Annotated in this window: 6 protein-coding genes; all 6 read right to left on the reverse strand. The window is 66.9% G+C overall.

Features of this window, described 5'->3' with window-relative positions; translation table 11 throughout:
- Window positions 1-263: 263 nt before the first annotated feature.
- The gene (gene tuf, locus AB0J53_RS19295) at window positions 264-1,457 is read right to left on the reverse strand and encodes an elongation factor Tu (protein ID WP_219500410.1); all 1,194 of its coding nucleotides are present in this window, start codon (window positions 1,455-1,457) and stop codon (window positions 264-266) included.
- A gap of 110 nt (window positions 1,458-1,567) precedes the next feature.
- Window positions 1,568-3,667 (reverse strand): elongation factor G, encoded by a 2,100-nt coding sequence (fusA, locus tag AB0J53_RS19300; RefSeq protein WP_219500408.1) that lies wholly within the window; start codon window positions 3,665-3,667, stop codon window positions 1,568-1,570.
- A gap of 39 nt (window positions 3,668-3,706) precedes the next feature.
- Complete coding sequence (gene rpsG, locus AB0J53_RS19305) at window positions 3,707-4,177, reverse strand: 30S ribosomal protein S7 (RefSeq protein WP_043623423.1); 471 nt, start codon at window positions 4,175-4,177, stop codon at window positions 3,707-3,709.
- Between the two features lie 2 nt (window positions 4,178-4,179).
- Window positions 4,180-4,554: a 30S ribosomal protein S12 gene (gene rpsL / locus AB0J53_RS19310; RefSeq protein WP_049572713.1), complete on the reverse strand. Its 375-nt coding sequence runs from the start codon at window positions 4,552-4,554 to the stop codon at window positions 4,180-4,182.
- A 620-nt stretch (window positions 4,555-5,174) separates the two neighbouring features.
- Window positions 5,175-9,050 carry a DNA-directed RNA polymerase subunit beta' gene (locus AB0J53_RS19315; RefSeq protein ID WP_219500398.1) on the reverse strand — a complete coding sequence of 1,292 codons (3,876 nt, stop codon included), beginning with the start codon at window positions 9,048-9,050 and terminating at the stop codon, window positions 5,175-5,177.
- Between the two features lie 14 nt (window positions 9,051-9,064).
- Window positions 9,065-11,932: DNA-directed RNA polymerase subunit beta (gene rpoB, locus AB0J53_RS19320; RefSeq protein ID WP_364173791.1), on the reverse strand; the 2,868-nt coding region annotated here is incomplete at its 5' end.

Below are 11,932 nucleotides of genomic sequence, written 5' to 3' on the forward strand. Positions count from 1 at the left end.
GCTGTCGTCTGAAAAAGTATCGTGCGGCAGGATGCCGCTGGGTGGTGCGATGCTCCACGAGACAGACGTAGTCGATCTGCCTTTTCTTCCGTGATCCGGCAGTAACTTCGGTCACTGGCCTGCTTCGGTCACTGGGCCGAAGTGACTGCTGGATCACGGCTTTGCCGTGGAGCCGGGGAGCGGAGCCCGTACGGACTCCGAACCCCTGTCGTGGTGCGGCGGCCGGCCCCTGTGTGGAGGCCGACCGCCACCCCGCGGTCGAGCTACTTGATGATCTTCGTGACCCGACCGGCGCCGACGGTGCGGCCACCCTCACGGATCGCGAACTTGAGGCCTTCCTCCATGGCGATGGGCTGGATCAGCTCAACGCGCATCTCGGTGTTGTCGCCCGGCATGACCATCTCGGTGCCCTCGGGGAGGTTCACCACGCCGGTCACGTCCGTCGTACGGAAGTAGAACTGCGGGCGGTAGTTGTTGAAGAACGGCGTGTGGCGGCCGCCCTCGTCCTTGGACAGGATGTAGACCTGGCCGGTGAACTCGGTGTGCGGGGTCGTCGTGCCCGGCTTGATGATGCACTGGCCGCGCTCGACGTCGTCACGCTTGATGCCGCGGAGGAGCAGCGCGGCGTTGTCGCCGGCGTGGCCCTCGTCGAGCATCTTGTTGAACATCTCGATGCTGGTGACGGTGGTGGTCGTCTTCTCCGGCTTGATGCCGATGATGTCGACCTGCTCGTTCACCTTGACGATGCCGCGCTCGATACGACCGGTGACGACGGTGCCGCGACCGGTGATCGAGAAGACGTCCTCGACCGGCATGAGGAACGGCTTCTCCGTCTCACGCGGGGGCTCGGGGACGTTCTCGTCGACGGCGTTCATCAGCTCGATGATGCTGTCGGCCCACTTCTCGTCGCCCTCGAGAGCCTTGAGCGCGGAGACGCGGACGACCGGCAGGTCGTCGCCGGGGAACTCCTGAGCGGACAGGAGCTCACGGACCTCGAGCTCGACGAGCTCCAGGATCTCCTCGTCGTCGACCATGTCGGCCTTGTTGAGGGCCACGACGATGTAGGGGACGCCGACCTGGCGGGCCAGGAGGACGTGCTCCTTCGTCTGCGGCATCGGGCCGTCGGTGGCGGCGACCACGAGGATCGCGCCGTCCATCTGAGCGGCACCGGTGATCATGTTCTTCACGTAGTCGGCGTGACCGGGGCAGTCCACGTGGGCGTAGTGGCGCTTCTCGGTCTGGTACTCGACGTGCGCGATGGAGATCGTGATGCCGCGGGCCTTCTCCTCCGGCGCCTTGTCGATCTTGTCGAACGGGGTCGCCGCGTTCAGGTCCGGGTAACGGTCGTGGAGCACCTTGGTGATCGCCGCGGTCAGTGTGGTCTTACCGTGGTCGATATGCCCAATGGTGCCGATGTTCATGTGCGGCTTGTTCCGCTCGAACTTGGCCTTGCCCACTGGTTCTCTCCTTGAGAATCTGACTGACTTTCGTCATACACACTCGGGCCCGGGTGATCCCGAACCCCTAGGCGGCGGGACGGCTCGCACCGTCCCGCCAGGGACCGGAACTATTCGCCCCGGGCCTTCGCGACGATCTCCTTGGCGATGCCCGGAGGCACCTCAGCGTAGGAGTCGAACTGCATGCTGTAGCTCGCGCGCCCCTGAGTCTTGCTGCGCAGGTCACCCACGTAGCCGAACATCTCCGACAGCGGCACGAGCGCCTTGACGACACGGGCGCCGGCCCGCTCGTCCATGGCCTGGATCTGCCCGCGACGACCGTTGAGGTCGCCGATGACATCACCCATGTAGTCCTCGGGCGTGGTGACCTCGACGGCCATCATCGGCTCGAGGAGCACGGCGTCAGCCTTGCGCGCGGCCTCCTTGAACGCCATCGAACCGGCGATCTTGAAGGCCATTTCCGAGGAGTCGACGTCGTGCGCGGCACCGTCGGTCAGCGTCACCTTCACGCCCACCATCGGGTAGCCGGCCAGCACGCCGAACTCAGCGGCCTCCTGCGCGCCCGCGTCGACCGACGGGATGTACTCCCTCGGCACGCGGCCACCGGTGACCTTGTTCTCGAACTCGTAACCGTCGTTGCCCTCGCCCAGCGGCTCCAGGTCGATGATCACCCGCGCGAACTGACCGGAACCACCGGTCTGCTTCTTGTGGGTGTAGTCGACCTTCTCCACCTTGCGGCGAATGGTCTCACGGTAGGCGACCTGGGGACGGCCGACGTTGGCCTCGACCTTGAACTCGCGACGCATGCGGTCGACGAGGATCTCAAGGTGAAGCTCGCCCATGCCCCAGATGACCGTCTGGCCGGTCTCCTCGTCACGACGGACCTGGAAGGACGGGTCCTCCTCGGCCAGCCGCTGGATCGCGGTCGACAGCTTCTCCTGGTCGCCCTTGGTCTTGGGCTCGATGGCGACGTTGATGACCGGAGCCGGGAACGTCATCGACTCGAGCACGACCTGGTTGGCCGGGTCGGACAGGGTGTCACCGGTGGTGGTGTCCTTCAGACCCATCACGGCGACGATCTGACCGGCGATCGCCGACGGGCGCTCTTCGCGCTTGTTGGCGTGCATCTGGTAGATCTTGCCGATCCGCTCCTTCTTGCCCTTCACAGAGTTGATGACCTGTGAACCGGCCTCGAGCGTGCCCGAGTAGATGCGGATGTAGGTGATCTTGCCCAGGTGCGGGTCGCTGGCGATCTTGAAGGCCAGCGCGGAGAACGGCTCGGTCGGGTCCGCGTGACGCTCGACGGCCTTGCTCTCGTCACCGACGGCGTGACCGGCGATGGCCGGGATGTCGGTCGGCGCGGGCAGGTAGGCGACGATCGCGTCGAGCAGGGGCTGCACGCCCTTGTTCTTGAACGCGGTGCCACACAGGACCGGGTTGACGGCGCTCGCCAGCGTCGCGCGGCGCAGGGCCGCGACCAGCTGCTCCTCGGTGGGCTCGGTGCCCTCGAGGAAGAGCTCCATCAGCTCGTCGTCGTTCTCGGCGACGGTCTCGACCAGCTTGTCGCGCCACTCACGAGCGGCCTCGGCGTGGTCGGCCGGGATGTCGACGACGTCGTACATCTCGCCCTTGGCAGCCTCGGCGCTCCAGAGGAGGCCCTTCATCTTGATCAGGTCGATGACGCCCTTGAAGTCGGCCTCAACGCCCCACGGGAGCTGGACGACGGCCGGGGTCGCGGCCAGACGGCTGATCATCATCTCGACGCAGCGGTGGAACTCCGCGCCGACCCGGTCCATCTTGTTCACGAAGCAGATGCGGGGGACGTTGTAGCCGTCAGCCTGGCGCCACACCGTCTCCGACTGCGGCTCGACACCCGCCACACCGTCGAACACGGCGACGGCGCCGTCGAGCACGCGCAGCGAGCGCTCCACCTCGATGGTGAAGTCGACGTGCCCCGGAGTGTCGATGATGTTGATGGTGTGACCGGCCCACTCACAGGTCGTCGCGGCGGACGTGATCGTGATGCCGCGCTCCTGCTCCTGCTCCATCCAGTCCATGGTGGCTGCGCCCTCGTGGACTTCACCCAGCTTGTAGTTGATGCCGGTGTAGAACAGGATGCGCTCGGTCGTGGTGGTCTTGCCCGCGTCGATATGGGCCATGATCCCGATGTTGCGGACCTTGGCCAGGTCAAGAGCGGTCGTGGTGGCCACTTTCTTCGCGTCCTCGTCGTCTCGTCGAACCCGCCGGGGTTACCAGCGGTAGTGGGCGAAGGCCTTGTTGGACTCGGCCATCTTGTGGGTGTCCTCGCGCTTCTTCACGCTCGCCCCGAGGCCGTTGCTGGCGTCGAGGAGCTCGTTCATCAGGCGCTCGGTCATGGTCTTCTCGCGGCGGGCCCGGGAGTACTGCACGAGCCAGCGCAGGGCCAGGGTGGTGCTGCGCGCGGCGCGCACCTCGACCGGCACCTGGTAGGTGGCGCCACCGACACGGCGGCTGCGGACCTCGAGGGTCGGCTTGACGTTGTCAAGCGCGCGCTTGAGGGTGACGACCGGGTCGTTGCCCGTCTTCTCCCTGCAGCCCTCGAGGGCGCCGTAGACGATCGACTGCGCGATGGAGCGCTTGCCGTCCAGGAGCACCTTGTTGATCAGGGCGGTGACCAGCGGCGAACTGTAAACCGGGTCAGACATGAGCTGACGACGGCCAGGAGAACCCTTGCGAGGCATAGTTAGCTCTTCTCCCTCTTCGCGCCGTAGCGGCTACGGGCCTGCTTGCGGTTGCGGACACCCTGGGTGTCGAGCGAGCCGCGGATGATCTTGTAGCGAACACCCGGCAGGTCCTTCACACGACCGCCACGCACGAGCACGATGGAGTGCTCCTGCAGGTTGTGACCCACACCCGGGATGTAGGCCGTGACCTCGATGCCGTTGGTGAGCCGAACACGGGCCACCTTGCGCAGTGCCGAGTTGGGCTTCTTCGGGGTCGTGGTGTAAACGCGCTGGCACACGCCGCGCCGCTGCGGACTCCCCTTGAGGGCAGGAGTCTTGGTCTTGGAGACCTTGTCCTGCCGGCCCTTGCGGACCAACTGCTGAATAGTGGGCACTGCCACTCCGTTTCGTGCCTTGGCCGGTGTTACGTCAGTTGTGCGAATCCACAGGTTCTGCCGGTGTCATGACCTGCGGATTGTCCTTGCTCCCGCGCCCCCGCGCTCGGGCGTGTCGCGCTATCCGCACAGACACATCCACGACGCTTCAAGCCAGGAAGCCGACTGGCACTCCTCTGATATGAGCGCACAGCCGAGAGCCCGCAAAGCTACGGGCACGATGGTCTAGGTTACCAGGCCCGCCCGACACGTCAAAACGGCGCGAGTCGCTATGGGGGGCGTCTCGCATCCGCTCTGTGCGGCCCGTCTCGTGGCCGCTGCTCCGCCGACCATGATATAGCCCCTTCCCCATGCTCAACCCCAAAACCTTCTTCTTTTCGGACCGGCCCGCCCAAGGCCACGAACAGGCCCATTCGCGTTCACGGCCGCGGGCCCACGCCCGCCCGTACGCCTGCGCCGTTCCGGGACGACACCCGGCGGAGCACTCGCACCCGTGAAGGGCTGACGGACGCGTACGGACCCCGCACGGGACCTCCACGCCCGAGGCGCGGAGCGCGGAAACGGGAAACGCCCGGGCCTCTCGAACGAGAGACCCGGGCGCTTCGCCGTGCTGACGACCGTTACCGGTTGTACTGGCCGAAGTCGTACTCCTCCAGCGGGACGGCCTCGCCGCTGCCGGTGCCGAAGGTGTAGTCGGCCGCGGAGCCGTCGTAGCCGCCGACCGTGTACATGGCGGCCTTGGCCTCCTCGGTCGGCTCGACCCGGATGTTGCGGTACTGGGGCATGCCCGTGCCGGCCGGGATGAGCTTACCGATGATGACGTTCTCCTTCAGGCCCAGGAGCGAGTCGGACTTGGCGTGGATCGCCGCGTCCGTCAGGACCCTGGTCGTCTCCTGGAAGGAGGCCGCCGACAGCCACGACTCGGTGGCGAGCGACGCCTTCGTGATGCCCATGAGCACCGGGCGACCGGCGGCCGGGGAGCCGTTCTCCGCCACCGTCTCACGGTTCATCTGCTCGAAGCGCGGACGCTCGACGAGCTCGCCGGGCAGCAGGTCGGTGTCACCGGACTCGAGCACGTTCACGCGCTTGAGCATCTGCCGCACGATGATCTCGATGTGCTTGTCGTGGATCGACACACCCTGCGACCGGTAGACCTGCTGGACCTCGGCCACCAGGTGCAGCTGCACGGCCCGCGGGCCGAGGATGCGCAGCACCTCGTTGGGGTTGACGGCGCCGGCGACCAGCTGCTGGCCGACCGACACGCGCGAGCCCTCGGAGACCAGCAGCCGCGACCGCATGGACACCGGGTAGGCGATCTCCTCGGAGCCGTCGTCGGGCGTGATGACGATCTTGCGGGACTTGTCGGTCTCGTCGATCCGGACCCGGCCCTCCGCCTCGGAGATCGGGGCGACACCCTTGGGGATGCGCGCCTCGAACAGCTCCTGGACTCGGGGCAGACCGTGGGTGATGTCGGCGCCCGCCACACCACCGGTGTGGAAGGTCCGCATCGTCAGCTGGGTGCCGGGCTCGCCGATCGACTGGGCGGCGATGATGCCGACCGCCTCGCCGACGTCCACGAGCTTGCCGGTGGCCAGCGAACGGCCGTAGCAGGTCGCGCAAACACCGATCTTGGCCTCGCAGACGAGCGCGCTGCGGGTGCGGACGGTCTCGACGCCGGCCTCGACCAGGGCGGTGACGTGCGTGTCGTTGATGTCGACACCCGCCGCCGCGATGATCTTGCCGTCGACCTCGACGTCCTCGGCCAGGATGCGGCCGTGCACGTTGGACTCGGCGTTCTCGGCCTTGACCAGGTTGCCCGACGCGTCGCGCTCGCCGACGTGCAGCGGGACGGCGCGGTCGGTGCCGCAGTCGATCTCGCGGACGATGACGTCCTGCGCGACGTCCACCAGACGACGGGTCAGGTAACCCGAGTCGGCGGTGCGCAGGGCGGTGTCGGCCAGACCCTTCCGCTGTCCGTGGGTGGAGATGAAGTACTCCAGCACCGACAGGCCCTCGCGGAACGAGGCCTTGATCGGCCGCGGGATCGTCTCACCCTTGGTGTTGGACACCAGACCACGGATGCCGGCGATCTGACGCACCTGCATCTTGTTACCGCGGGCGCCGGAGTTGACCATCATCCAGACCGGGTTGGTCGCCGGGAAGGCGTTGACCATGTCGGTCTCGACGTCGGCCGTGGCGTGGGTCCAGATCTCGATGAGCTCCTGACGGCGCTCCTCGTCGGTGATCAGACCGCGCTCGTACTCACGCTGCACCTTGTCGGCGCGGCGCTCGTAGTTCTCCATGATTTCCTGCTTGTTGGGCGGCGCGACGACGTCGTCGATCGAGATCGTGACACCGGAGCGGGTCGCCCAGCGGAAGCCCGCGTCCTTGAGCGCGTCGAGCGAGTTGGCCACCTCGACCTTGGGGTAGGTCTCGGCCAGCTCGTTGACGATCGTGGACAGCTGCTTCTTGCCCACCTGGAAGTTGACGAAGGGGTAGGACAGCGGCAGCGTCTGGTTGAACAGGCAGCGGCCGAACGTCGTCTCCAGGCGGATCGGGTCGCCCTGCTCCCAGCCCTCGGGGGCCACCCAGTCACGCGGCGGCAGGACGTCCTTGATCCGGATCTGGATCTTCGCCTGGATCTCCAGCTCGCGACGGTCGAAGGCCATCTGCGCCTCGGCGATGGAGCCGAAGACCCGGCCCTCGCCCAGCGCGCCCTCCTTCATGGTCGTCAGCCAGTAGAGGCCGATGACCATGTCCTGGGTGGGCATGGTGACGGGCTTGCCGTCGGCCGGCTTGAGGATGTTGTTGGTCGAGAGCATCAGGATGCGTGCCTCGGCCTGGGCCTCAGCCGACAGCGGCAGGTGCACGGCCATCTGGTCGCCGTCGAAGTCCGCGTTGAAGGCGGTGCAGACGAGCGGGTGGATCTGGATGGCCTTGCCCTCGACGAGCTGCGGCTCGAACGCCTGGATGCCCAGACGGTGGAGCGTGGGCGCGCGGTTGAGCAGCACCGGGTGCTCGGTGATGACCTCTTCGAGCACGTCCCACACCACGGGGCGGGCGCGCTCGACCATCCGCTTGGCCGACTTGATGTTCTGCGCGTGGTTGAGGTCCACGAGCCTCTTCATCACGAACGGCTTGAACAGCTCCAGCGCCATCTGCTTGGGCAGACCGCACTGGTGCAGCTTGAGCTGCGGGCCGACGACGATGACCGAACGGCCGGAGTAGTCGACTCGCTTGCCCAGCAGGTTCTGGCGGAAGCGGCCCTGCTTGCCCTTGAGCATGTCGCTCAGGGACTTGAGCGGGCGGTTGCCGGGGCCGGTGACCGGGCGGCCGCGACGGCCGTTGTCGAACAGCGCGTCGACGGCCTCCTGCAGCATCCGCTTCTCGTTGTTCACGATGATCTCGGGCGCGCCGAGGTCGAGCAGACGCTTGAGGCGGTTGTTGCGGTTGATGACCCGGCGGTAGAGGTCGTTCAGGTCGGAGGTGGCGAAGCGGCCACCGTCGAGCTGAACCATCGGCCGCAGGTCCGGCGGGATCACCGGGATGCAGTCGAGGACCATGCCGCGCGGCGAGTTGGTGGTGTTGAGGAACGCGGAGACGACCTTGAGCCGCTTGAGCGCGCGGGCCTTCTTCTGGCCCTTGCCGCTGCGGATGGTCTCGCGCAGGTTCTCGGCCTCGGCGTCGAGGTCGAAGCTGATCAGGCGGTCCTGGATCGCCTGCGCGCCCATGCCGCCCTTGAAGTAGCGGCCGAAGCGGTCACGCATCTCGCGGTAGAGCAGCTCGTCGCCCTCGAGGTCCTGGACCTTGAGGTTCTTGAAGCGGCTCCAGACCTCCTCGAGCCGGTCCAGCTCACGCTGGGCCCGGTCGCGGAGCTGGCGCATCTCGCGCTCGGCGCCCTCACGCACCTTGCGGCGCTGGTCGCCCTTGGCGCCGGCGGCCTCCAGCTCGGCCAGGTCGCCTTCGAGCTTCTTCTGCCTGGCCTCGACGTCGGCGTCGCGACGCTGCTCGATGTGCTGCCGCTCGACGGAGATCTTCGCCTCCAGCGAGGGCAGGTCACGCTCGCGCATCTCGGTGTCGACCTGCGTGATCATGTACGCCGCGAAGTAGATGACCTTCTCCAGGTCCTTCGGGGCGAGGTCGAGCAGGTAGCCGAGGCGCGACGGGACACCCTTGAAGTACCAGATGTGGGTGACCGGCGCGGCCAGCTCGATGTGGCCCATCCGCTCACGGCGCACCTTGGCGCGCGTGACCTCGACGCCACAGCGCTCACAGATGATGCCCTTGAAGCGGACGCGCTTGTACTTGCCGCAGTAGCACTCCCAGTCGCGGGTCGGGCCGAAGATCTTCTCGCAGAAGAGCCCGTCCTTTTCCGGCTTGAGGGTGCGGTAGTTGATGGTCTCGGGCTTCTTGACCTCGCCGTGCGACCACTGACGGATGTCGTCGGCCGTCGCCAGCCCGATCCGAAGCTCGTCGAAGAAGTTGACGTCCAGCATTCGTGCGATCCCCCTCAGACTTCTTCCACGCTGCTCGGCTCACGCCGGGACAGATCGATACCGAGCTCCTCCGCTGCGCGGAAGACGTCCTCGTCGGTGTCGCGCATCTCGATGGACATGCCGTCGCTGGAGAGCACCTCGACGTTCAGGCACAGCGACTGCATTTCCTTGATGAGGACCTTGAAGGACTCGGGGATTCCCGGCTCCGGGATGTTCTCGCCCTTGACGATGGCCTCGTAGACCTTCACGCGGCCGAGGACGTCGTCGGACTTGATCGTCAGGAGCTCCTGCAGGGCGTAGGCGGCGCCGTACGCCTCCAGCGCCCACACCTCCATCTCACCGAAGCGCTGGCCGCCGAACTGGGCCTTACCGCCGAGCGGCTGCTGGGTGATCATGGAGTACGGGCCGGTCGAACGCGCGTGGATCTTGTCGTCGACCAGGTGGAGGAGCTTGAGGATGTAGATGTAGCCGACCGAGATCGGGTACGGGAACGGCTCGCCGGAACGGCCGTCGTACAGCCGCGCCTTGCCGCTCTGCTCGACCATCCGGTCGCCGTCACGGTTGGGGATGGTGTTGCCGAGCAGGCCGACGATCTCTTCCTCGTGGGCGCCGTCGAAGACCGGCGTGGCCATGTTGGTGCGCGGCTCGACCTGGCCGAAGCCCTTGTCGCGCAGCCGCTCGGCCCACGCCTCCTGGACGCCGGTGATGTCCCAGCCCCGGGCGGCGATCCACCCCAGGTGGGTTTCGAGCACCTGGCCGACGTTCATTCGGCCGGGCACGCCCAGCGGGTTGAGGATGATGTCGACCGGGGTGCCGTCCTCCAGGAACGGCATGTCCTCGACTGGCAGGATCTTGGAGATGACGCCCTTGTTGCCGTGGCGGCCGGCCAGCTTGTCGCCGTCGGTGATCTTACGCTTCTGGGCCACGTAGACGCGGACCAGCTCGTTGACGCCGGGGGGAAGCTCGTCGCCCTCCTCGCGGCTGAACACGCGGACGCCGATGACCTTGCCCTGCTCGCCGTGCGGCACCTTCAGCGAGGTGTCGCGGACCTCACGGGCCTTCTCGCCGAAGATCGCGCGCAGCAGCCGCTCCTCCGGGGTCAGCTCGGTCTCACCCTTGGGCGTGACCTTGCCGACGAGGATGTCGCCGGGGACGACCTCGGCGCCGATGCGGATGATCCCGCGCTCGTCGAGGTCGGCCAGGACCTCCTCGGAGACGTTCGGGATGTCGCGAGTGATCTCCTCCGGGCCCAGCTTGGTGTCACGGGCGTCGACCTCGTGCTCCTCGATGTGGATCGAGGAGAGGACGTCGTCCTGGACCAGCCGCTGGGACAGGATGATCGCGTCTTCGTAGTTGTGGCCCTCCCACGGCATGAACGCCACGAGGAGGTTCTTGCCCAGCGCCATCTCGCCCTTGTCGGTGCAGGGACCGTCGGCGATGACCTGGTTGACCTCGATGCGGTCACCCTCGGCCACGATCGGCTTCTGGTTGAACGAGGTGCCCTGGTTGGAGCGCTTGAACTTGGCCACGCGGTAGGTCGTCCGGGTGCCGTCGTCGTTCATGACCGTGACGTAGTCGGCGGAGACCTCCTCGACCACGCCGGCCTTCTCGGCGCTGATGACGTCACCGGCGTCGGTCGCGGCACGGTATTCCATGCCGGTGCCGACCAGCGGCGCCTCGCTCTTGAGGAGCGGCACCGACTGGCGCTGCATGTTGGAGCCCATGAGCGCGCGGTTGGCGTCGTCGTGCTCGAGGAAGGGGATCATCGCGGTGGCGACCGACACCATCTGGCGCGGCGACACGTCGATGTAGTCGACTTCCTCGGCACGGGCGAGCTCGGTCTCGCCGCCCTTGGTGCGGACCAGGACGCGGGACTCGGCGAACGACCCGTCGGGGTTGAGCACCGTGTTGGCCTGCGCCTTGACGAAGCGGTCCTCCTCGTCGGCCGTCAGGTAGTCGATCTGGTCGGTGACCTTGCCGTCGACGACCTTGCGGTAAGGAGTCTCCACGAAGCCGAAGGCGTTGATCCGGCCGTAGGAGGCCAGCGAGCCGATGAGGCCGATGTTGGGGCCTTCAGGGGTCTCGATCGGGCACATCCGGCCGTAGTGGGACGGGTGCACGTCTCGGACCTCGAAGCCGGCCCGCTCACGCGACAGACCACCGGGGCCCAGCGCGGACAGACGCCGCTTGTGCGTCAGGCCGGCCAGCGGGTTGGTCTGGTCCATGAACTGCGACAGCTGCGAGGTGCCGAAGAACTCCCGGATCGACGCGACGACCGGGCGGATGTTGATCAGGGTCTGCGGCGTGATCGCCTCGACGTCCTGCGTCGTCATGCGCTCGCGCACGACGCGCTCCATCCGGGCCAGGCCCAGGCGGACCTGGTTCTGGATCAGCTCGCCGACGCTGCGCAGGCGGCGGTTGCCGAAGTGGTCGATGTCGTCGGTCTCGACGATCACCGTGTCGATCGGCGCGCCCTCGGCGGCCGGCATCGTCTCCTCGCCCGCGTGGAGGCGGACGATGTACTCGATGGTGGCGACGATGTCCTCTTCGGTCAGCGTGCCCTGCGTGATCTCCGCACCGACCCCGAGCTTCTTGTTGATCTTGTAACGGCCGACCTTGGCCAGATCGTAACGCTTGGGGTTGAAGTACAGGTTCTCCAGCAGGGTCTGCGCCGACTCCTTGGTCGGCGGCTCACCCGGCCGCAGCTTGCGGTAGATGTCGAGCAGCGCGTCGTCCTGACCGGCCGTGTGGTCCTTCTCCAGCGTGGCCCGCATCGACTCGTACTGACCGAACCGCTCGAGAATCTGGTCGGTGGTCCATCCCAGCGCCTTGAGAAGCACGGTGACGGCCTGCTTGCGCTTACGGTCGATGCGCACACCGAC

The organism is Nonomuraea sp. NPDC049725 (assembly GCF_040674795.1).
In the GTDB taxonomy this organism is placed as follows: Bacteria; Actinomycetota; Actinomycetes; order Streptosporangiales; family Streptosporangiaceae; genus Nonomuraea; species Nonomuraea ceibae.

What these genes read in the sequence shown, in the direction of transcription:
- AB0J53_RS19315 (WP_219500398.1), bottom strand. Translation starts at nt 9,050, where the DNA reads ATGCTGGACGTCAACTTCTTCGACGAGCTTCGGATCGGGCTGGCGACG.
- rpsG (WP_043623423.1), bottom strand. Translation starts at nt 4,177, where the DNA reads ATGCCTCGCAAGGGTTCTCCTGGCCGTCGTCAGCTCATGTCTGACCCG.